Genomic DNA, 22,582 nt, shown 5'->3' with positions numbered 1-22,582 from the left:
ATCTCCTTCCACCCGCTTGCCCGCAACCGAGTAATCCTGGCATGGCGGTCCGCCAGCGATCAGATCCGGGGCCATTCGGGCTATCGCAGGCGCAACAGCGAAAATATCTTTCAGGTCGTGTTTGTGAACATATTGCCCGACATTATGACGGTACGTCTCAACGGCGGGATCCCAGGCATCATATGCCCCGACCACTTCGATACCTGCACGTTTCAACCCAAGAGACATACCCCCTGCCCCGCAAAACAACTCAACCGCCCGCAATCCGAATACCCCACGCGTATGCCTTCACGGATTTATCCGTTACAGCAGAAAGATATGAATCTCATCGGATTTTTGCGCGATTCCACACCGAAGTGGTCTCAGACGCGCCCTGGCGCGCCGATAGGCGGAGAATTGTCGTCTAAGCTGAATTTTGCGTATAATCCGTTGGACATTTCAGGTATACAACAAGGCGCTGAGCTTCCGGGCACTGGTCCTGATGATGAGCGCGTCCTGTCTTCAGGCAAACGGACAGCGACCTCCTGTTTGCGAATTACGGTCCGCTCCGCTGGATCGACCTACCTTTTTTAAATGCCGGGTGTTATGGCTTCGCCATTATAGTGACGAACAACTTCTCAAAAATATCGGTCAAGCTTGATAACCTCGTCAAGTTTAAGGCTGGAGCTTCAGTCTCGAGATTGAAGTGGACTGCCCTGTCGTAAACAGCGACGCATTCCTTGTTTGTAATGCGAGACATATAAATGATGCCGTCGAATTCGGTTTGGTCGTAGATTTCCTGACTTAATCGTCTACCTGCGGCTTGAGCCTTTGCTCGTACGGTATCGGTCGATATTCCAAGCAGGCTGGCACCCTCATAGCGCAAGTCGAGCAAAAATAGCGGCTTCGGATTACGGATCACAGCAATTGAATAGCGATCAAGCTCTTCGCGCATAAGGTAGCGGTCCGTTGTCTTTTCAAACCTATCTCGTACTATCGTTTCCGCAACTGCCGTCATCGGATTTTGCGCAAGGTAGAGCAATTGAAATTTATTCTTCGGACTTGAGAACCGCGTAAGTCCAAACCCCATACCTAAGGGTGTGGCCGCATAGATGCGCGGGAGAATCCGCACATAATTGCTGACATCTACTTGAACGGCAAGTTGCTGCAAGATATTCGGATGAAGCATCAATGCGCTTCGAAATATGCACGAGCAACATCGATGACTTCATCAAGGCGGTCCTGCTTGAGACAGTCGATAGGTTTCCGCCCACCTAGGACGGGATTGACCTGGCGTAGCCAGAGCCAGGCAATTCGATGACTACCGATTATATCGATGATGGTGGAAATCCCTCTTGCGGGGCGTCCGTCAATGAATTGCTCAGTCGGATAGACATGCTTTTTAGTTCCCTTGAGAAGCGCTATTACTTCATTGGAATGCTGCCAGCGATGGAGTGTCGAGCGAGGAATGCCGTAGTCGCGACTGAGTTCGGTTGCGCCAACAGCCTCTCCGGCCCAGTCCTCAATCTTCCGGGCAACTGCAATGTCGTTGAGTAGCTGTTGTCCTTCTTCATCGGATACAATCGTACCAAGACCGTCGCCGTTGGAAGGTTCAACGACATCGGGCCTCGTGAGACCAATCTTGCTGTAAACCGGCTTCTTGCCAAAGGATTTAATCAGTCGGTTGATGCCCTGCGTCAACTCGGCCTGCCGCTTCCGGAGTTCCTGCCGGGCTTCTAGCGGGAGATCGAGTACGGCCGCTGATGCGGCTCCCGCTATGTGTGCTGAAAGCGCAAGCGTTCCTGACTCAAATGCCTTGTCGCTTTTGAGCGCATTCGTGACTTTGTTGGTGACACGTTCTGCTACGTTGGTGCGGCTGCTCTGGTGCGTCTGCATATTTGGACTAGCCATGGTGTACTCCGTCTACATGCAGCTCAATATAAGAACATTATTTCCATTTGTCCAGTTTGTCCTATTTGTTCAGGATGATGCTCACCGGCAAGGTTCATCAGAAGCTGCTACCTTCTCATTGGTGTGAAGAATTCACCTTCTCGGCAATTCGTCATTGCAGCATTCGCATTTTATAACGCTCAAATGATCTGAATCCCCGGCGCTCTTCCCGGACCGCCGGGGACATGTAGACACCTCCGGTCAGGTTTTCCGCGATGTTTACACGCGACGATATTAACAATTGCCGCCTGAAGTTTGAAGCTGATCAATCACGATCGGGTAATTTTAACGACCGGTCTGAAGCGTTATTACAATTCTGCCCATGCCAAGTTTCCGCCGACGAACTGTTCTCGGGTTTAATTCTGATAAGCAACGGCAAACCGTCCCCTTTATGGGCTTTTTTTGGTGGACGGAATCTTGAAGTGAGGCTTCAAGCAGATCGGGACTGAATCTACCGAACGCCGTGGCTTGCAACCTGACTGTCGCTTGCCTGCCGAAGGATACTGCTTGACCGCTCTATCAGCGCTCACTGGTCAGCCGTCGTCAAGCAGCTGTGGCGTGTAAAACAGAGAACAAGGCGACACCATCGCGATCCAGATCCTGGAGATCCAGGAGAAGCGTCTCACTCGGCTCTGACACAATCAGCTCAATCTTCTCAGCATCCATCGAGGCAGCTATCGCCTGCCTGTTGCCCCAGACCTTTCCACGTCTTGTCATGTCCGGCCCATCCGCCGGACTGGCGATGCTGAATTCGACCCGGCCCGCATCCACTCCGTCGCAGACAAGATTACCGGTTCCATGCAACAATGTAACAGCCATCACAAATCCTTATGTTCAAAATCGTTCGACGGTAGTCTGGCGATGTCGCACGCGACCCTTAGTTCAATTCTCAGAATTATCCTTGGTCGCACTCAGCTTTTCACGGAGAAGGCGCTTAAGGCGGGCGTTTTCCGCTTCAAGTTCTGCGAGCATTGCGTCGGTCACCAGTTCATCAGTCGCTTTGGGCTTTCGATCACGGGAGCGCATTTGCGGTGACATGGGCGCCCCAGGGATCGTCGCATCTTTGTCTGTCGCCTGATCTATTCTCGATGGCTCCGCACCACTGGACGGTTCGTGAAGTGCATTCGCTTCCTCAAACGACACTAACGCTTCCGATGGGTTTCTTGGCTCTGCCCCGATGGATGCGTTGCCATCTGCGTCTTCAAGCTCTTTTGCCGGGGTCGTGTTGATGGTGAACTTCTGCAATTCATGATCGGTCTGCAACTTCCTCTCGCGGGTGACGCTTTTGTTCTCAGCCGCTTCGGTAGCTGAGTCCCCTTCCCCGTCTGACACCGCCAGGTCATTGCCTCCCAACAATCCAACCTTGGACTTTGATGATCTTCTCCGGGACAGATTTTGCGTCGGCTTTGAAACAGATGATGAGGAAGGCTCATCTGCCGCCTCGTGCGTCGGCTCCGGCTGACTTGACGATGCCTCAGGCGGCTGTACTTCGTTCGCAGGCACGGGGGAAGTTTCAAGTGGGGTTGTCGGTTTTATCTGCGGATTTGCATCAACGCCTGTTCCTTCAAAGTCTTCCACCGTGACCTTAATCGACAGTTTTGCCTTTGAACCGTCATCAGATCGCTCTGGAGTCATATCAGCTGGGCTTTGTCCACCAGACGTTGCATCCGCCCCGGTGTCGTTGTCGCGCGATCGCCAGTTCTTCAGCCCCGCGACGAGGCGCTTACTCCATGATTTCATTGTCAATCAACCTCCCCGATCGCGCCAAAATGGACTTGGTGTTGCCTGCTTCCCAACATGCGACAGCCTTGGCAACGATAAACCGGACGCTCCCAAATGACCAGAACACGCGGTTGGTATTGCTTCATGCCAGTTTCAGCCAGGTCGTCGTCGGGCCCATGAACATGCAGGCCTGAATAAAACGGATCTATCTAATGTGGGTGGCCCGCAGATCGGCTCGTCTGAGCAGCGCGAACAAGGCATCATTTTCTGCGCGCAGTTTCGCAAGCAGTTCGCGCTTGAGAGATGCATTCTCGCTTTCGAGGGACAGTAGTTCGGAGCGACTGTCTGTCTCTGCGACCGGAGGTATCGCAGTGGTGTTGTCACGTTAACTGGGCTGCAGTTGCCTGCCTGACGGTTTGGGCGTAAATTTTGGCGATGCAGACATCAGATATCATCTTCAAGCGTCACCGTTTTCCGCCACAGATCGTTGCTCATGCGGTGTGGCTTTATCTGCGGTTCAACCTTAGTCTGCGTGAAGTTGAAGAAATGCTGCTTGAGCGTGGAATCGACGTATCATACGAGACAGTTCGTCGTTGGATCGCCAAGTTCGGCCCCCAGATCACACGCAACTTGCGGCGGCGTCAGGCGCGCCCCGGCGATGTTTGGTATTTGGACGAAGTGGTCGTCAAATGCGCTGGAGAAAAATTCTGGCTTTGGCGTGCGGTGGATCAACATGGCTCCGTTCTCGAAGAAATCTTGCAGAAGCGGCGTGATAAAAGGGCGGCAAAGCGATTGCTTGTGGCGTTAATGAAGCGCTATGGCTTTGCTCCCAAACGGATCATCACCGATAAGCTCCGCTCCTACGGTGCAGCAAAGGCAGAAGTGGCACCCGGCCTTGACCATTGGTCGCACAAGGGCCTCAATAATCGGGCCGAAAATAGCCATCTGCCGTTTAGGAAACGGGAGCGAACCATGCAAGGTCATCGGTCACCTGGAGCGTTGCAACGGTTCGTCTCCATGCACTCAGCGACCCGCAATTGTTTCTCTGTTCCATCTCGTCGCCGAGCCGCACACACAATTCGCTACCATCGCCTCGAAGCTTTCGATGCATGGAAAATTGCGGCCTGTTTCGCCTGAATATCTACGAGCCCCTGGCCTTTCCGGCCAGAGAAACTTAACGTGACAACAACCTCTATTTTGGTACCTTCGTGGCTCCAAACCACCTTGCTGACATGGTCTCCAGCCTGAAACTTAGCGAAATCATATTGCCATTTGATTGCCAGTCGGGAAACGCACCTGTCGAAAAAGCGTAGACCGCTAGGCCTTGAAAGGGTATGAACCGATGGCCCCTGGAATTGGACGATGTGCTGATTACCAGTCAAAATTCTGTCTCGGGAGATGCGGCGTCCTATCGCCAACTCTCGCCACAATTCTTTCTCTACTGACCGCAGTATCCACCGTCATATTCAACATTTGGCACAATATATATCGTGAGCGTTGCGGGCAGAGTAACATGGGGCATCGCAATTTGCATCGGATGGAAGAGCTTCAGTGGGCTTCAGGCATCTTTGCTGTCTTTAACCCAGAAAATTGCCGAATTTCAACCGGAACTAACATTAGCAAGCCCATCATCGATGAGTAAATCTCCGGTGCGACTAATAGAACCGCCGCCAAGATCATCAGGATGTTCTCCCAAGGCTTTGTTCTCACCAACAAAAAGCCAGAGAGCGCAGCGCCAAGTGCGGTAATACCGATGGCGCAACCGAAAAACGCTATAAAGAAGTCAGGCCAGTTGAAATTGGATGTTACCAATAACAGGGACGGCGAGAAAACGAAGACAAATGGCACCAATACTTTGCCCAATCCGAGGCGAAACGCGGTATTGCCGGTCTTGAATGGATCGGCCCCCGCCATACCCGCAGCTGCATAGGCGGCGAGCGCCACCGGTGGTGTTATGTCGGCCAGAACGCCGTAATAGAATACAAAGAAATGCGCGACGATAGGCTCCACACCCAGAAGCCCCAGAGCAGGTGCGGCAATCGTGGCCATAATGATGTAGTTCGCCGTTGTCGGAATGCCGCACCCCATGAGGATGCAGACAATTCCGGTCATTATGAGCGTAAAAAGGAGTGTGAGACTCTGCGGTCCAAACCAAGTGACTGGCAGGATCGTCCCAAAAAACCAGCGAGCTGGGCGGCTGTCGATGTTACTATATAGGAAATTTTGAAACCAACCCCAGTGAGCGTCACCACGCCCACTATAATGCCGACAGTAGCCGCCGCTGCACCAACGGCAAGAGCGTATTTCGCACCATCTCGCAGACCGTCTAGTATCTCCCCCACCGTCATGCGCTTGCGGGGATTAAGAAGGCCGACCGCAATACACAAGGTTATCCCCCAGAAGGCCGCGAGATAAGGCGTATAGCCGGACAACAGCACACCAATCAGCACCACGAGTGGAATGACTGTCGGCCAATCGCGCTTAAAGGCCTCACCGAGATCTGGCAACTCCTCCCTGGTCATGCCGCGCAAACCATTGCGCTTGGCCTCCAAATGAACCTGCATCAACACACCGAAAAAATGCATAAAGGCCGGCACAATAGCGGCCAGGATGATAGTCGTATAAGGCAAGTTGAGAAACTCGATCATCAGGAACGCAGCTGCGCCCATGATCGGAGGCGTAATTTGCCCCCCCGTTGAGGATGCCGATTCCACCGCTGCCGCGAAATGCCTTTTATATCCAAGCCGGATCATTGCAGGGATAGTCAAAGAACCCACCGTGACCGTGTTGGCGACTGAAGAACCAGAGATCATACCGAACAGCGCGGATCCAAAAATCGAGACCTTTGCAGGTCCGCCAGCGAAGCGCCCTGCCACCCAGGCTGCACAATCAAGAAACAACTGGCCCAAACCGATACGGGTCGCGAAAACACCAAACAAGACAAAATGGAAGACATAGGTGGCAACGACGCCGAGCGCGATACCATAGATGCCCTGTGTCGTCAGATAAAGATGATCAATCAATTGGCTTACAGACGCACCTGGATGAACCAATATGCCGGGCATGTAGCGTCCATAGAGCGCGTAAAGCAGGAACAGAATTGAGATAATGGGCAGCGGCCAGCCCACCGAACGCCGTGTCGCCTCCAAAAGCACTACGACCAACAAACCTCCAAGAACAACGTCTATGGTGGTCGGGTTGCCAACCCGGAAAGCAAGATCGTCAAGCGGTATTAAAGGGACGTGGAGTACTGCCACAACAGCGATAATCGCCAACGTCCAGTCAATGATCGAAATACCGAGAGGCCTTAGCAGCGAAGAGGTTTCAGGCTGATCATAACCTTTGCGCGAAAAGGGGAAGACGAGAAAAACCAAGCCCAACACGAAGGAAAGATGGATCCCGCGATGCACCATTTCCGTCAAAAGGCCGAAACCCGCAGTATAGTAGTGAAACAAAGATAAAACGATGAGCAGGAACCCGACGATACGAGCGGCAATCGGTGCCAGCGGGCGAAACCGTATCTCGGAATCGAACGACGTATCATGGGGCGACTGACAGCACCCATATGGATGGTTAGTCTGGGGTGGTTGGCAGTTTTAGTTATGTCATTGGCAAATATAACTTTTTTCTTTTATGATAATGGTATCAAGTTCTGCTTAGAGATTGCCCGTTCATTGAACAGGCCCGAGATGCACGGGCTGTCGGATGGGCAATCATTCAGTTTTCACTTGGTCACCGCTGTGTAAGGCTGCCAATTGCATAGTTATCAGATGCCGGTCCAGTTGCGATACAGGATATATGCCGCAACGATGAAGATTATTGCAGCGAAAATGCGGTTCAATGTGTTCCTATATCCACTCAATTGCGTGGCGAGTATCATTCCAAATACTCCTCCGATAACGCCACCTCCGATAAACTCACCAGCAAGCCACCAGTCCACCAGCCCGGAGGTGGCATAGTTCAAAGCCGTAGCCAGTCCGAAGGCCCCCACGGAGAGAAGGGACGTGCCGATTGCGTTGATCATCGGTATACCTGTTGCCAACATCAAGCCGGGCACAATCAGGAAGCCGCCGCCGATACCGAAGAATCCGGATGCCGAACCCGAAGCGAGAGCTACTGCTGCTGTGACGAGACACATTCTTAAGTCGATCGGGCGGCGTTCGACGTCCAACCTCTTTTTGGGCTTCAGCATGAACAGCCCGACCACGATCATGAGGATGCCGAACAGAAAGATGAGACGATCACCGTCTAGAGCTTTTCCAAGACTGGAACCGATAAGTGCCCCGATAGTGCCCAGTGCGGAGAAGACAACACCACAACGCCACCAGATGTGCCCCTTCAGGGCATGGCTCGTAAAATTCGCGAACGCGTTGACTGAAACAGCAAGTGCACCCGTACCGATGGCGACATGGGGCTGGCTCACACCGACGACATAAAGGAGCAACGGTGTAGCGAGGATGGAGCCGCCGCCGCCAAGCAATCCCAGCATAAAGCCAACAACACTTCCGGAACCCACCGCCGCAAGGATGGAGTTACTCAGCACCATAGGATCCTAACTCTCTCACGCACTGTCAGCGCTCATTTAGCCTTCTCCACGCAGAAGATGTCGTAAAGGGAGGCGACCAGTTGCGCCGCCTTTTCTTCTGTGAGGCGATAAAAAATCTGTTTCCCTTCCCGTCGCGTCTCGACTATTCCGGAACTGCGCAACACCGTTAGATGCTGCGACAGGTGCGGTTGATGAACCCCGATCTTTTGTTCCATCCTACCAACGGAATACTCGCCTTCCACCAAGGTACAAACGATCATCAGACGCGCTGGATGGGACAGCGTCTTGAGCAGGTCTGCGACTTCGTTCGCGCGCAGAGATAATTCAACTGAAGATAGTCCATCTTTCATCATCGTTATGCGGTTCACGGTCATTCCCATGCAGCCCCTTCCAGAGCATCCAGCGGAAACCTCAGATAGCGCTTACCGTTGGCTTCTGGCTCAGGTAGACGTCCACCACTTATGTTCACTTGCAACGCATGCAAGATGAGCCTTGGCATTGGCAGCGTTTTGTCGCGCTTGGTCCGTAAGGCAACGAAGGCTTCTTCCGATACGCCCGCCAGGTGCGGATTGTGCTTCTTTTGATCAGCCACGATGCATTCCCAACGCGGCGCACGACCGCCCGGCTGGTAATCATGTCCGGTGAATAGCCGCGTCTCATCGGGAAGTGCCATGATATTCTGGATTGACCCCCACAATGCTCGCGCATCGCCGCCGGGAAAATCGGCCCGTGCCGTACCGCTGTCGGGCATAAAAATTGTGTCGTGGACAAATACCGCGTCGCCGATCACGTAAGTGATTGAAGCGAGAGTATGGCCAGGCGAGAACATAACTCTGGCATCGATGGAACCAACCTTAAACGTCTCACCATCGGCAAAGAGCCGATCCCATTGCGAGCCATCTGTAGCTAGTTCGGGCCAGTTGTAGATCTCCTTCCACAGCTTCTGGACTCTGATTACATGCTCGCCTATCGCCGTCTTTGCGCCCGTTTTCTCCTTGAGATACTGAGCTGCTGAAAAGTGGTCGGCGTGTGGATGAGTGTCGAGAATCCATTCGACCGTCAGGCCACTATTGCGGACGTAATTGAGTATTGCGTCTGCGTTGATCGTCGCCGTGGCCCCCGACTTTTCATCAAAGTCGAGAACGGGATCTACAATTGCGCACATACCGGTTGCCGGATCGGACACCACGTACTGAACACTGGAGGTTCGCCTATCGAAAAAGCCTTTTACCTGCGGGCGACGGTCAGCGAAGCGTTGAGGCCACGATGCCGCGACACTGGTATCAAAGCCGAGTTGATGTCCGAATGGTACGACGTCTTCAACAGACATGCGTCCGTCCAATACCTCACCGATCAGATAAAGGCTGAGCGAACGCGTACCTGTTTTGCAATGCGCAAGCACGGGGCCATCGGATTTTCTGACCGCCGCCTGAAACGCACGCACATCAGCTTCAGTGATCGTATTCATTGTGACCGGAATATACGCATAAGAGAGATCGCATTGGTGGGCTGCATCGCATTCCGCTTGGTTTCCCGGCTGGTCTGCGCTTTCGTTATCGGGGCGGTTGTTGATCAGCGTTTTGAAGCCGCTTCGATCGAGTACACTGAGTTCTTGCGCGTTTGGCTGCGAAGATACCGACAGCTTCTCAGATATTCTGGTGACGGGCATTTATGCCTCCAACGTAACATTATATAATATACTATAATGTATAATGTTAACGTTTTCAAGCCTCCCTCGAAAACGCAGATTTTTAAAAATCCGCGCAGGAGCTCTAACGAAAACGGCAAAAGCCCGATCGTCGGAGAACAATTCGATAACTTCAAACTTTCAGGCCACTGGCAAAGGGTCTCGATGAAGGTATGATGATATGCATCCAATGCCCGGAGGTACCTCAATGAGCCGATTGCATACAGAAAACCACCTCGTATCGCGGATCGGTTGGCTTCGCGCAGCGGTACTCGGCGCCAATGATGGTATTGTCTCAACGGCGAGCCTCATTATGGGCGTCGCATCTGCTTCAACGGGAACGACGCAGATCTTGATCGCTGGCATCGCAGGCCTTGTTGCAGGCGCGATGTCCATGGCGGCGGGTGAGTATGTTTCTGTCAGCTCTCAATCCGATACGGAGTTGGCAGATCTTGCCAGAGAGCGCAAGGAACTCAAAACTCAGCCCGAAGCAGAGCTCGATGAATTGAAGCAAGCCTATATTGATCGCGGCCTAACTCCGGAACTGGCGCGGCAGGTGGCAATACAGCTGACCTCACACAATGCTCTGTCTGCTCATGCCCGTGACGAACTGGGAATTGTCGAACACATGGAAGCACGGCCAGTGCAAGCAGCGCTGACCTCAGCGGCCACGTTCTCGATTGGGGCCGCCCTACCCTTGCTGATGGCGGTCATCGCGCCTCCCTCGATCTTGCTTTATGCGGTTGCTATCTCTTCCCTGCTGTTTCTAGCGTTACTAGGCGCAATCGGCGCCAAGGCGGGAGGAGCTAATATGCTTAAGGCAACCGTTCGCGTCACTTTTTGGGGCGCATTGGCCATGGCAATCACGGCTGGTATTGGGGCCCTAGTCGGCACAGCGGTCTGACCGTCGATCTGAGTTTATAGGGAATACATATGTAAAGAAGAATTACTGTAGTCGGTCAGAGGCAGGGCTCTATAATTTGCTCATTCTATAGGTCGGGGAGACGCTAAAGATGCGGTTTTCAGGTGAAGGTCGATCAAAGACAATCCTTTTGATTTTTGCCTTCTGCGGACTTGTTATCGGGCTCGGCCTGCACTTCTCCGGCTACTCATACGGCGCGCGGCTAGCCTGGACTATTGCCACTTTGCCTGTGCTGGCGACTTTGCTCGTCGAAATTCTCCGGAGTTTATGGCGAAAGGAGTTCGGGCTGGATATCGTCGCGGCGATGTCGATGACGGCCGCGCTGGCATTCGGGGAAATGCTGGCGGCTTCGATCGTCGCCCTCATGTATACTGGGGGAGCCTTTCTTGAAAGCTTTGCCGAAGGGCGGGCACGCCGTGAGATGCATGCCTTGCTGTCCCGTGCGCCGCGAACGACAACGCGTTATATCGATGACCATCTCGAAGAGATTGCCGTGGATACGGTTCGTCCGGGTGACCGCCTCCTGATCCGTCAAGGGGATGTCATTCCCGTTGATGGGCGTATCGCCTCCGCAAAGGCCTTCGTAAACACGTCTGCGCTCACGGGAGAGTCACTTCCGGTTTCGCTTGCGTCGGGAGCGGATGTGCTGAGCGGCTCGATGAATGCCGGCGATGCTTTCGATATCGTTGCCAAGCACGAAGCGAAGGATAGCACCTACGCTGGCATCGTTCGCCTCGTGGAAGAAGCACAGCATTCCAAGGCTCCAATGTCGAGACTGGCAGACCAGTGGTCTGTCGGCTTTCTGATCGTGACCGTCATAATCGCCTTCGGAGCATGGTGGTTCACGGGAGACCCGATAAGGTCGGTCGCCGTTCTCGTCGTGGCGACACCATGTCCTCTCATCCTGGCGGTGCCCGTCGCTCTTGTTGCGGGACTGTCGCGTTCGGCTCATTTCGGGGTGTTGGTGAAAGGCTCCCGTCCATTGGAGAATATGGCCCGTATCAATACGCTGGTGCTGGACAAGACCGGAACGCTGACCGACGGTCGTCCGCAAATCACCTCAATCCACCTTGAGCCGGGATTCAGTGAAAGCGAGGTATTGCGGTTCGCTGCTTCCCTTGACCAGGTGTCCAAACACCCTATGGCACAGGCCCTTGTACTGGCCGCTCAGGGGCGCGGTATAGATCTTGTATTGCCGACTGACGTCAGCGAACTGGCCGGGGATGGAGTGGCTGGCCGGGTCGATGGCAAAAGCGTCATTGTCGGCGGACACAGCTTCGTTGAGAGACAAGCCAATGCAAAGCTGGTCGAAATCCCCAATACGGAAGCCGGAGCAGTCTTGGTTGCAGTCGCAATAGACGGCAGGCTTGCGGGCTATATCGTCATGGCCGATCCGTTGCGCAGCGATGTGGTCGATACGTTACGCGGTATACGCAAAGACGGCGTGAGGCGCATAGTGCTGGCGACAGGCGATCGTGCTGCGGTGGCCAGACGCATCACCAAGGGCTTGGGGCTTGACGCCATCTACTCCGAACTTTCACCCGATCAAAAAGTGCTGACCGTACTCAGCGAGCGCAAGAACGGTGCTGTGATGATGGTTGGAGACGGCGTCAACGACGCGCCCGCACTTGCCGCGGCTGATGTCGGCGTTGCGATGGGTGCAAGGGGAGCGGCAGCGTCGGCTGAGGCAGCCGACGTCGTTCTTCTCGTTGACAGGATAGACAGGCTTCGCACCGGGATGGAGATTGCGAAGCGGTCAAGGCGCATTGCGATCGAAAGTGTTGTGGTGGGCATCGGCCTTTCCGTGATCGCCATGATCGCGGCAGCGTTCGGTTATCTGTTACCTGTCCAGGGTGCATTGCTCCAGGAAGTGATCGATGTCGCTGTTATCCTCAATGCGCTCCGGGCGTTGAGAATCTCTCCCAACATCGGCTAAAGGGCGTCGTGGTTTACCAGAATGTGAACTGGTGAATAATTCACCTACAGCTTCGCACTGAATTACTGTTCCTCCAGCACGTAATAAGAACAGAACATTGAAGCTTAACCGCCTGGCCAGCGTCACACCGATCTGCGAGCCGAGTACCATTAGCGCTGTTGCCCATGCATCCGCTTCGGCACAGGTACGTGTCACGACGGTGACTGACGCCGGAGGCTCCATGACGGGAGCACCGCGACGTGGGTCCATGGTGTGCGACAGGCGATAATCGTTGACATTAATCCAATGCCGATAATCGCCCGACGTGGCGACCGACGCATCCTGAAGAGCGAGAACCGAATGAGCTGCGCGACGATCATAGTCAGGAGCCTCTACTGCAATCGACCAAGGACTCCCATCTGGCCGCAACCCGAGCGCCCGCATCTCCCCATCGATTCCGACGAGGCCTGACGAAATCCCGAAAGACAGCAATGTCTCCGCCAGACGATCCACGCCATATCCCTTGGCAATTCCATTGAGATCAAGCGTGATGGGAGCCAACTTTCGCACCATTCCCAGCTCGACGTCCAGTTCCAGAACGTCATGGGCTGGTCGGCGCTCGCGCTCAAGCGCTGCTCGTATCTGCTCAGGGACCGCCTCTGACGCCCCGAAACCCCAGGCGCTTACGGCATCCCCCATGCCGATATCAAACGCGCCGCCCGATGCACGGCCAATGTCGAGCGCAAGGCGCAAAACGTCCAGCAGTTGCTGCGGCACCTTTGTCCAGTGTCCCACCGGCGCGGCGTTCACCTGCATTAGAATACTATCCGGCTTCCATGTTGACATTTGCATGTCCACCGCGTCCATTGCCGCCTGAAGTGCGGCCCGAACGGATTGTGGATCGAACCCCGCTGCTTGGTAAAGCAACGCTGACCAACGTGTACCCATGGTAGGCCCGCTCAAAGCGTGACGTTGCATCTCAGTAGACGTCTTCGACATAACGTCCCTCCGCCCTGAGTTTGGCCAATGTCAGCCCCGTGGAACCCAGAATATCGGCAAGAACCAACGAGACTCCGTTGGCCATATCGCGTCCGCCACATACCATGATCCGCGCCCCCTCCTGAATCAGCCGAGTGACGTCATCGGCTTCTTCCCGAAGAGCATGCTGCACATAGCGCGGCATTTTCCCGCGTGAACAACAGGAGCTAATCTGCGCAACTTGCCCCTTCTGCTTCCATTCACGGAGTTCGTCGCCATAGAAAAAATCGCTATTCGTCCGGCGCATTCCAAAGAACAAATGGATCGGGCGATGTCGCGTATTGGCACGGATAAAACCCGCCAAAGGTGCGATTCCGGTTCCCGCGCCGATCAAAATCAGGGGCATGTGTGTCCGATTGTCCGCATGGAAACCGGGATTGCGGCGCGGGAAAGCGCTGATCGTGTGTCCGGGCTCCAGTTCCAGGAGCTGGCAGGAGCATAGCCCACCCGGATGTTTTCTCACGACGATCTCGACAAAGCCATCCTTGCGTCCAGAAGCCAGTGAGTAGAACCGGGGAACAGTTGATCCCGGAGGAACGATGGCGAGGAGATCGCCGGCCACAAAGCGCCCCAGTCCGCGGCCACGCACTTGCTGCCAGAAGGAAAGCTTCGGCAAGGCAAAGCGCAGTATTGCTGCGGGCGCTTGCACTTCGGCACCATAATCACGGCGCGACACAAGCGTAAGCGTTACGGCGGCGGGTTGAACGGCCTGGTGCGTGAGTTCCAGGTCTATGTCCAACGCAGCACCGAGTGTCCGTCCCCATCGGGCAAAAGCCTGCGGCGACTGACGGTCCACCGTGTCAAAGGGTATGAGCATTCTCCATCCGACGGCATGCGCCGTCTCCGTCACCGCTCGCGCGAATCCACAATAGGCTGGAAAGCTACTATCGCCAAAACCGAGCACAACCAGCGGAATTGCCGAATCCGCTTCCTGAGATAACAGTCCTTCGAGAAACCCCTTGGCCGAAGCGGGTGCATCGCCGTCGCCATAAGTCGCGGCCAGGATGAGGATGCGCCGCGCCTGCCCGTAACGGGCCGGGTCGAAAGCCGACATTGGCGCGGCATGGACGGCCTGACCGGCGTCGGACAGCGCCGCATGCAGCGTAGCGGCAAAGCCCCATGTGCTACCGCCTTCACTGCCGACGAGAATGATCGTCTCCGCCTTTCCTGCGGAAACATTGCCGCGAATACGTGGCCGTCCGCGACGCCCGTCGAACCAGAGAACAACGCCCGTGCCCGCCATGACTGGTACACCAAGAGCCGCCAGGCCAAGGATCAGCGCCAGAACAGAAGCCCCCCGTCCCGTATGGAGCATATAAATGGTTTCCGACAGACGTTGCCATCCGGTCAGGCCGCTCCAGCCGAGAAGCGCGCCCGTGCCCTGATCGATATAGCCGGTGCCCCGGTCGGTCTTAAGGGTGAGAATGTCCATCGGGTTGGATGGATCGGCGAATGACAGGCTGCGCATTTCCGCAACCGGTATCTGCCGCAGCGGTTCCATCGTCGCCGGAAGCGCTCCAGTCTGGCCGCTTGCCTCAGTCTGCATGACCGGCGAAACCGCACTATCAGGCAACAGATCGAAGGTGGAGGCCGTCATCCACAAAGCCGTGGCCGAGGAAAGCAGCAGGCCTGCGACGGCCAGTCGGGCGACCTCGACATGCAGACGCCCGGAGAGCGGGCCACGCAGGCGCGAGAACCAGTGCTGCCAACCCCCGGCCCGACGTGCGACAAGCGCCACCCCGGACAGGCTCAGCACCATCATGGCGGCAGCGCCCGCAGCCATGACCATGCGACCGCTATCATCAAGAAAGAGCGAACGATGCAGACCTGTCAGCCAGCGTTCGACTGGATTCGGATCGGCAGAAGCGATAGCCTGACCGGTGGCGGGATCGATGACCGCCGCCTGAGGCGCACCATTATCGAACCAATAGGCCGTCATCCGGCCAGACGGCGCCCGCCGGATTTGCTCCACCTGCGGATAGACCGCTTGAACACGCCCCGCCAGATCGGCGATCGTACGTGTCACATCTGCCTGTGGAGACGAAATACTTTCGACAGCGGGAAAAATCGACAGTGCTGCACCGCTGATACTGAGCACAATCAGGAACAACGCGGCAAGAAGTCCCGGCCAACGATGGATAACGCGGAACATAGCAATCACCGTTTATAGTGAATAATCGGCTGTTGCGATGTAACGGCGTCCTTTGACTGGAGCTTTCACACCGCCGGATGTCAGCGGTATAACCACCTCATTGGGACTGTCGCGCATGTCTTCCACCGCAGCGTCGACGTGCAATGTGTAGCCCGCATCAAAAAACGCATCGGCCAGATCAACTGTGATTTTAAGCGTCTTGCCCGTCCCGACGCTCGCGCCCGTGATACCATTGATTTCGCTCGTGTTGCCACCCGTTGCGCGATACCACCCAGACAGGTGTTCGTAATACTTGGATTTGCTACCAGCCATCCAAAGACTACCAGCATATTTGCCCTGAGCATCGGTGACGTAATAGGCAAGATAAGCGCCGTCCCCGCCATAGCTGTTCAGCGTCGTGGTCAGAGTTACGGGTCGCGCCATGGCGATACCCGGAAGCGTAAGTGCCGTGGTCATTGCCAATACTGCGAGAAGTACTTTCATGTCAGACTACCTCTTTCAAAGAAACGGGCGCACGGACCTGAACCGGATCCGTGTTCATGCCAGCCACTCTCGCAAGATGAGCTGAACGCCGCCTGACACTGATGTAATTTCTGCTTCAGCGCTTTGTCAGGAAAGACATAACGAAAACGCTGGACCTGCCAGCAGGTCCACCGTTTTAAGAACCGACGATGCGGGCTGTTATCAATGCAGCGACATGCGCTTGAGCGTGCCATCGCGCAAAACGAACTGGTGCCATATCGCCATCAGTGCATGAAGACCGGCCAGATAAAGAATGATGGTGCCGGCATTCTCGTGGAAGTCGGCGATCAATCCGGGGGAGCCTTGCACTGGGGCCGTAATGGCTGGAACGGAAAGGCCGAAGAATGATATGGGAACGCCAATCCGCGAGGCGGCATACCAGCCGCTGAACGGCAAGGCGAGCAGAAACAGATAGAGGATTGCATGACCTGCCTTGGCCGCAAGCGCTAGCATCCCTTGCGTCTGAGATGCTGACGGCGCAGCGCCAGAAAGACGCAAGAGAATGCGTGGGAAAACAAGCACGAGCACGGCAAGCCCTAGAGAAAAATGCAACAAAGGCGGATTTTCCGCCATACGGCGTCCACCCACCGACGTCAACCATGCTCCGAGGATCAACGCTGCGGTGAACCAGTGAATCACAACCATGCTTTTTGAATAACGATCAGGACTGCGAGGCATGACAAGTCTTTCCTTGACTAAACGCGCTCTATTAGCGGAGCGCCGGGTGCTTATTTGGCAGGGAGTTTTGTCGAGCAAGCGGCTGGAAAGCATGCCGACGCAGCGCTTGACACCTATCCCTAGTTATCTCTTGATTTGCGACGGCGATCATCGTCGTGGTCGGATTCGCCGACCTTGTGTTTTATCTTGACTATAGCAAGCGTCGCCGGATCAACTTTGGCCCTGAAAGCAATTCCGGTTTTGTCGGAGCCGCGGACTTCATAACAGCCGTCGTCGATTTTGATCCGCGCTACGGTCCAGCCGCGAGAAGTAGCCATAGCCTGAACCGCGTCCCTGGATTGCCACTTGTCCATCGACACATGGCAGTCATCATCGGCTCGCGCCACGCCGCTTCCTGCTGAAATCAATAAAAGGGAGATTGCAGCAAGGTAATTTACCATCATATCATTGTTCCTGATCAATGCGCTTTGAAGAGAATAATGCCAGCCATTTCTGACGAGCAGCTGAAGCTGGCAAGGGTATGACGTCAGAGGAATGACAGGTTACAGCTTCAGTTAGAATATGTTCACATCTGACTGAATCGGGTCGACACGGGGCCGCTTCTTATCGAATAAAGGGGGCTGTTGTATGCGGGTTCTGTTGATCGAAGACGATACAATCCTGGGCAAGGCCGTTCGCGACCATATCGCCGTCAACCATTCCGTGGATTGGGTGACCCGGCTCGACGACGCAACAGAGCATGTCAACTCTGCAGTTTACGACCTAATGCTGTTGGACCTGATGCTTCCCGACGGGCTGGGTGTCAATTTTTTACGCAACCTTCGCGCCAAAGGCAGTGTCACGCCTGTCATTATCCTCACGGCACTGGACCAGATTTCTGACCGGATCGAAGGTCTCGATGCCGGGGCAGACGATTACATGATCAAACCGTTCGACCTGGCGGAACTGTCGTCACGACTGAATGCCGTTGCGCGACGTTACAGCGGCAATCCCAACCCATTGATCAAAATAGGCGACCTCCAGATCGATCTGGCCGCCAAGACCGTGAGGCAGGACGGGCGCCCCGTTGAACTGACCGGTCGCGAATGGGCACTGCTAGAAAACTTCCTGCAGCGACCTGGTATTGCATTGACCAAGTCGCAACTCGAGGATCGGCTCTATGCCTTTGGCTCAGAAGTCGAGAGCAATACAATTGAGGTCCATGTCAGCCGTCTCCGCAAAAAGCTTGGATATGCGATCATCGAGACGGTTCGCGGCATCGGATACCGGCTTGGAAACGCAAAATGATCCAACCGAAGAGCCTGCAATGGAGACTTTCGCTCTGGCTCGGGCTCGGCGCGGCCCTGTTGTGGGTTGTTACAACGATTGTGACAGCACATCTTCTGCGCCAGGAACTGAATAAGGCCTTTGACAGCGCCCTCGAAGAAACGGCGCAACGCATTCTGCCAGTCGCAGCGCTTGAGATATTGGGACGCGATGCCGACGACACCGAACAGCGGGTTGCCACCCTGCGCCAGCACGACGAATATTTCACCTATGTGGTGCGTGACGCGGCCGGAACCGTGCAGATGCGTTCGCATAGTGCGGATGTAACCATTTTTCCGCCCTATTCAAAAATGGGTTTCAGCAGCACACCAACCCACAGGCTCTACTCTGACGCCGCAATGCAGGGTAGCCTCACAATTACTGTCGCTGAACCCCTCTCCCACCGGCGCGATACGGCTAAGCACATATTATACACGCTTGCTGTACCTCTCTCCCTGGCCGTCCTCCTCGGCTTGATCGGTGTCTGGTTCATCGTACGTCTTTCCATGGCACCGGTTCGCAGTTTTCGCGATCAGATTGAGGCGCGTGGCAGCGGAGATCTTGATCCGGTCGCCGTAAATGGGCTTCCCTCCGAAATTGACACTGTTGCCATAGCGGTAAATCGGCTGTTGGGCCGTTTGAAACTGACCCTGGAAGCCGAACGCAGTCTTGCAGCCAAATCAGCCCACGAATTGCGCACCCCGGTGGCAGCGGCGCTCGCACAGTCGCAAAGACTGATCGTCGAGGCGCCCGATGCTACCACGCGCGAACGTGCCCAGGACATGGAAACGGCGCTGCGCCGCCTCGCCCGCTTGACAGAAAAACTGATGCAGTTGGCAAGAGCCGAGGGCGGACGGCTCCTGGCCGAAAAGCCAGTAAATATTGCTGCAATCCTTCGATTAGTTGTAGGCGAGTTCAACGGATCTACTGATGCTATCGGTCGCATTGAGTTGACTCTCCCTGATTGCCCCGTGCTTAAGAGCATTGATGCGGATGCGTTTGCCATACTAGCGCGCAACCTAATCGAAAACGCACTCAAACACGGTGCACAGGACATGCCTGTTCTCGTAAGTTTTAAAAGCGACGGGGAACTGCGTGTTGTTAATGGCGGCCCAGTCGTGCCGCCCGAAACGCTTGCTCGGCTGAGTGAGCCGTTCGAGCGCGGTCAGGCTCTTGTGCGCGGTGCAGGACTTGGTCTTGCCATTGCCAAAACAATTGCTACTGGAGCAGGCGGTCGGTTGGAGTTTTCCTCCCCGGCATCTGGCATGAAAGACGGCTTCGAAGCGAGGTTTTCTTCCATTGCATGAACGCCGAACCGGTGCACCACTGACCATTGAGCAGTGCCTCACTGCTTTGATTGCCAGTCAACAACGGGCCTTCGCAACCATCCGGTGTTCAATATCGTGTGTGTTAAACGTGGCCCCGCCGCCTCTAAAAAGTGCTGTACAGATATTGGGCAGTAAACAGATCGAGATGCCCGCCACCGACATTCTTGTAGACCGTGATCTGGCGATCATCGCTGCGGCCCGGATGTTTTGACTGACATAGCTCAATCAAATCAGCTTCGATCTGCTCATGCTTGATCAGTCCAGTGGCGAGCGGAATTCCGAGTTCGCCCGAACCATCACAGCAATGGCGCGTATCAACAAATACCCGTCCGGCACGACGGAACACGTTATCATCGGCTTCACGCATGTCCGGCATATAGGCACCGATCAGATCGACATGAGCGCCCTCTTTGAGGAGTTTTCCCTTAACCAGCGGATTGGTCGACATGGTGACACACGATATGATGTCCGCCATCGATACTGTGTTATCGAGATTCTCCACGGCAACGATGTCGACGCCAGCAATGTCAAGTCGGCTGGCAAGTTTTTCCGCCCTGTCGAAGTTGCGGTTCCAGATAAAGACTTGATCGATCGACGGTCGGCTGGCGCAATGAGCCTGCACCACATGGGGCGCTAGCCCCCCGGCACCAACCACCAGCAAGGTACGGGCGTCCTTGCGCGCCAACAGGCTGGCGCCAAGTGCCGAATCTGCCGCCGTCTTCTTGAAGGTTTCAATGGCGCCATCACAGACCATGAGTGCTTCGCCGGTCTGACCGCTGAACAGCGTTACCGTGCCTTGGATCGAAGGTTGGGCCACAGGAAGTTTGACATTCGCAGGGAAAACACCGACCAGCTTGACGGCAACCGCCTCCCCTTCGAGCCAAGCTACCAGGGACACAAACTGGTTGTCTGCGCTTTTCCGATCCTGAAGCACGGTAGTGTCGCTTTGGGGTCGTTTGCCGCTCGCATGCGCTTGACGCAAGGCTTCGATCAATCCTGGATAATCGAGCGCAGCATCGGTTTGATGTGCATTGAGAGTTATCATCATTCGTTCCTGTCAGGCCACGCGCGTCAGAAAACTTTTGGTGCGCGGATGTTGTGGATTGCCCATCACCTTTTTAGGCGGGCCGGATTCAACAATCACGCCACCATCCATGAAAATCAGATGGTCGGCGACTTCGCGGGCGAAGTTCATTTCATGCGTGACGACAATCATGGTCACGCCATCTTCGGCCAACTGGCGCATCACCGCCAGAACCTCACCGACCAGTTCCGGATCAAGAGCTGATGTGGGTTCATCAAAAAGCATCAGCCGAGGCTGCATCGCCAATGAACGGGCAATCGCCACGCGTTGCTGCTGCCCACCGGAGAGTTGGTCTGGATAATAATTGGCACGCTCGGTAAGGCCGACTTTTTCCAGCAACATCATCGCCGCGGCAATGGCCGACTGACGGCTGATCTTGCGTACGATCATTGGCGCCTCAATGATGTTTTCCACCACGGTCTTGTGGGGGAAGAGATGGAAGCCCTGGAACACCATGCCCATTTTCTGGCGCTGGCATGCCAGTTCGTTGAAGGACATCGTATAGAGCCGCTCACCCTGCCAACGCATGCCGATCGGTTCGCCTTCCAGCAACACAGCGCCGGAATCCGGCACTTCGAGATAGTTCAGGCAGCGCAGCAATGTGCTTTTGCCGGAGCCGGATGGGCCGACAATGCAGGTCACGTCACCCTTTTCCACCGTCATGTCGATGCTGTCGAGCACCCGGTGATTGCCAAAAGATTTGGTCAGTCTTTCCACCTGGAGCAGTGGTACACTCACGGACGTTCCATTCATTTTTGGTATCCAAGCGCAAATTTGAAGGGCAGTAGTCTAGACAGGAATGATCGGGAATGGGTGATTTGTCGGGATTTCAGGTGGTTCTCGATATGGTGTTCGATGATTGTCAGGGCGGTTGACAGGATGAGATACCAGATCGTAGCCACGATCAGCAGCGGAATGGTCTGATATGTGCGCGAATAAATCATTTGCGCCGAATAGAGCAGATCGGGCAAGGCAAGCACGCTGACCAGCGACGTGAATTTCAGCATTGAAATGGTGTCATTGCCGATCGGCGGAATGATAATACGGATTGCCTGCGGCAGCACGATGCGCTTCATGATCTGAAACCGCGTCATGCCAAGTGTCGCGGCGGCCTCGGTCTGGCCCGGATTGATCGCCTGGATGCCAGCGCGGATGGTTTCGGCGGCATAGGCGCTTTCTGTAAAGGACAGGCCAAGCAGTGCTGCACTCATCGGCGTGATCAGCGTGTTCATGTCCCAGGACGACAAGGTCGGCCCGAACGGAATGCCAATGGTCAGATTGGGAACCAGAAGCGCCAGATTGTACCAGAAAATCAGCTGAACCAGGGGTGGAACGCCGCGAAAGAACCATATCCACAGCCAGCTTGCCCACTGCAGCACCGGATTGGCCGAAAGGCGCATCACGGCCAGTATGATGCCGATTGCAAAACCGAAGATCATTGCGGCAAAAGTCAGGAACAGCGTGCGCGCCAAGCCAGCGAGAATGTCGGGATGAAACATGTAGCGCACAACAATGTTCCATTGCAGGTTCTCATTGGTCGCCAGCATATTGACAAAACTCAATGCGATCAGAATGAGCACGGCGCCGGTGATCCATCGAGACGGATGGCGCACGGGTATCGGTTTGACATTATGTATATCCGGCCGGTGCGCGACCGTCTTTGCTGTTCTTGCCATGATTTACTCCAGACTACCGTATCGTGTTTAGCGAAATTCGTATTCGAACTTACCAAACCCGCCGGCCCGTGTTCCGGG

At 55.0% G+C, this 22,582-nt stretch carries 20 protein-coding genes and 2 pseudogenes; 5 read left to right on the top strand and 17 right to left on the bottom strand.

What is annotated here, in order from left to right; translation table 11 throughout:
- The 5 genes from JNC70_RS21235 to JNC70_RS21215 all read right to left on the bottom strand — a co-directional run.
- Positions 1-228 (bottom strand): DNA cytosine methyltransferase (locus JNC70_RS21235; RefSeq protein ID WP_374788935.1); only part of this gene is annotated, 228 nt, incomplete at its 3' end.
- A 355-nt stretch (positions 229-583) separates the two neighbouring features.
- Positions 584-1,168 carry an RES family NAD+ phosphorylase gene (locus tag JNC70_RS21230; protein ID WP_374788934.1) on the bottom strand — a complete coding sequence of 195 codons (585 nt, stop codon included), beginning with the start codon at positions 1,166-1,168 and terminating at the stop codon, positions 584-586.
- A complete protein-coding gene (locus JNC70_RS21225; protein WP_374788933.1) occupies positions 1,168-1,890 on the bottom strand; it encodes an antitoxin Xre/MbcA/ParS-like domain-containing protein in 723 nt (240 codons plus the stop codon). Before JNC70_RS21225 ends, JNC70_RS21230 begins: the two co-directional genes overlap by 1 nt.
- A gap of 582 nt (positions 1,891-2,472) precedes the next feature.
- A complete protein-coding gene (locus JNC70_RS21220) occupies positions 2,473-2,748 on the bottom strand; it encodes a hypothetical protein (RefSeq protein ID WP_374788932.1) in 276 nt (91 codons plus the stop codon).
- Between the two features lie 63 nt (positions 2,749-2,811).
- Positions 2,812-3,675 (bottom strand): hypothetical protein, encoded by an 864-nt coding sequence (locus JNC70_RS21215; RefSeq protein ID WP_374788931.1) that lies wholly within the window; start codon positions 3,673-3,675, stop codon positions 2,812-2,814.
- 411 nt (positions 3,676-4,086) lie between these two features.
- Between JNC70_RS21215 and JNC70_RS21210 the strand changes: the two genes are divergently transcribed.
- Positions 4,087-4,788, top strand: a complete 702-nt coding sequence (locus JNC70_RS21210; RefSeq protein ID WP_109365644.1) for an IS6 family transposase — start codon at positions 4,087-4,089, stop codon at positions 4,786-4,788.
- Between the two features lie 411 nt (positions 4,789-5,199).
- Here the strand turns inward: JNC70_RS21210 and JNC70_RS21205 are convergent.
- The 4 genes and pseudogenes from JNC70_RS21205 to blh form a co-directional block, all read right to left on the bottom strand.
- Positions 5,200-7,193, bottom strand: a pseudogene (locus JNC70_RS21205) (TRAP transporter permease); the annotation flags it as partial.
- Positions 7,194-7,417: 224 nt separating this feature from the next.
- Positions 7,418-8,197: a sulfite exporter TauE/SafE family protein gene (locus JNC70_RS21200; RefSeq protein WP_374788930.1), complete on the bottom strand. Its 780-nt coding sequence runs from the start codon at positions 8,195-8,197 to the stop codon at positions 7,418-7,420.
- A 32-nt stretch (positions 8,198-8,229) separates the two neighbouring features.
- Entirely contained in the window at positions 8,230-8,577 is a 348-nt protein-coding gene (bigR, locus tag JNC70_RS21195) for a sulfite-sensing transcriptional repressor BigR (RefSeq protein WP_374788929.1), read from the bottom strand.
- Positions 8,568-9,866 carry a bifunctional sulfur transferase/dioxygenase Blh gene (gene blh, locus JNC70_RS21190; RefSeq protein WP_374788928.1) on the bottom strand — a complete coding sequence of 433 codons (1,299 nt, stop codon included), beginning with the start codon at positions 9,864-9,866 and terminating at the stop codon, positions 8,568-8,570. Before blh ends, bigR begins: the two co-directional genes overlap by 10 nt.
- Before the next feature lie 226 nt (positions 9,867-10,092).
- Between blh and JNC70_RS21185 the strand changes: the two genes are divergently transcribed.
- Together JNC70_RS21185 and JNC70_RS21180 are read left to right on the top strand one after the other, a co-directional pair.
- Entirely contained in the window at positions 10,093-10,788 is a 696-nt protein-coding gene (locus tag JNC70_RS21185) for a VIT1/CCC1 transporter family protein (RefSeq protein ID WP_196108001.1), read from the top strand.
- Positions 10,789-10,897: 109 nt separating this feature from the next.
- A complete protein-coding gene (locus JNC70_RS21180; RefSeq protein ID WP_374788927.1) occupies positions 10,898-12,742 on the top strand; it encodes a heavy metal translocating P-type ATPase in 1,845 nt (614 codons plus the stop codon).
- Here JNC70_RS21180 and JNC70_RS21175 read toward each other — a convergent pair.
- The 5 genes and pseudogenes from JNC70_RS21175 to JNC70_RS21155 all read right to left on the bottom strand — a co-directional run.
- Positions 12,728-13,720, bottom strand: a pseudogene (locus tag JNC70_RS21175) (FAD:protein FMN transferase); the annotation flags it as partial. The gene JNC70_RS21180 and the pseudogene JNC70_RS21175 sit on opposite strands and share 15 nt — an antisense overlap.
- On the bottom strand, positions 13,701-15,911 hold the full coding sequence (locus JNC70_RS21170) for a PepSY domain-containing protein (RefSeq protein ID WP_374788926.1): 2,211 nt from the start codon (positions 15,909-15,911) through the stop codon (positions 13,701-13,703). The pseudogene JNC70_RS21175 and the gene JNC70_RS21170, both read right to left, overlap by 20 nt.
- 12 nt (positions 15,912-15,923) lie before the next feature.
- The gene (locus JNC70_RS21165; RefSeq protein WP_112591142.1) at positions 15,924-16,394 is read right to left on the bottom strand and encodes a DUF2271 domain-containing protein; all 471 of its coding nucleotides are present in this window, start codon (positions 16,392-16,394) and stop codon (positions 15,924-15,926) included.
- Positions 16,395-16,595: 201 nt separating this feature from the next.
- Complete coding sequence (locus JNC70_RS21160) at positions 16,596-17,111, bottom strand: cytochrome b (RefSeq protein ID WP_112591144.1); 516 nt, start codon at positions 17,109-17,111, stop codon at positions 16,596-16,598.
- 119 nt (positions 17,112-17,230) lie between these two features.
- Positions 17,231-17,554 (bottom strand): PepSY domain-containing protein, encoded by a 324-nt coding sequence (locus tag JNC70_RS21155; protein WP_374788925.1) that lies wholly within the window; start codon positions 17,552-17,554, stop codon positions 17,231-17,233.
- 184 nt (positions 17,555-17,738) lie between these two features.
- On the opposite strand from JNC70_RS21155, the gene JNC70_RS21150 reads away from it, so the two are divergent.
- Positions 17,739-18,398 carry a response regulator gene (locus JNC70_RS21150; protein WP_196107219.1) on the top strand — a complete coding sequence of 220 codons (660 nt, stop codon included), beginning with the start codon at positions 17,739-17,741 and terminating at the stop codon, positions 18,396-18,398.
- A complete protein-coding gene (locus JNC70_RS21145) occupies positions 18,395-19,723 on the top strand; it encodes a sensor histidine kinase (protein WP_374788924.1) in 1,329 nt (442 codons plus the stop codon). The genes JNC70_RS21150 and JNC70_RS21145 overlap by 4 nt, the downstream gene beginning before the upstream one ends.
- A gap of 124 nt (positions 19,724-19,847) precedes the next feature.
- On the opposite strand, the gene JNC70_RS21140 is transcribed toward JNC70_RS21145, so the two are convergent.
- The 3 genes from JNC70_RS21140 to JNC70_RS21130 are packed head-to-tail and all read right to left on the bottom strand — an operon-like array spanning position 19,848 to position 22,504.
- The gene (locus JNC70_RS21140; protein ID WP_374788923.1) at positions 19,848-20,789 is read right to left on the bottom strand and encodes an ornithine cyclodeaminase; all 942 of its coding nucleotides are present in this window, start codon (positions 20,787-20,789) and stop codon (positions 19,848-19,850) included.
- Positions 20,790-20,801: 12 nt separating this feature from the next.
- Complete coding sequence (locus tag JNC70_RS21135) at positions 20,802-21,581, bottom strand: amino acid ABC transporter ATP-binding protein (RefSeq protein WP_374788922.1); 780 nt, start codon at positions 21,579-21,581, stop codon at positions 20,802-20,804.
- On the bottom strand, positions 21,578-22,504 hold the full coding sequence (locus JNC70_RS21130) for an amino acid ABC transporter permease (protein WP_374788920.1): 927 nt from the start codon (positions 22,502-22,504) through the stop codon (positions 21,578-21,580). Before JNC70_RS21130 ends, JNC70_RS21135 begins: the two co-directional genes overlap by 4 nt.
- Between the last annotated feature and the right edge of the window lie 78 nt (positions 22,505-22,582).

It is taken from the genome of Brucella oryzae (assembly GCF_041929965.1).
In the GTDB taxonomy this organism is placed as follows: domain Bacteria; phylum Pseudomonadota; class Alphaproteobacteria; order Rhizobiales; family Rhizobiaceae; genus Brucella; species Brucella oryzae.
The sequence above is the reverse complement of the archived record's forward strand: the minus strand, read 5'-3'. Positions and strand labels throughout refer to the sequence as shown.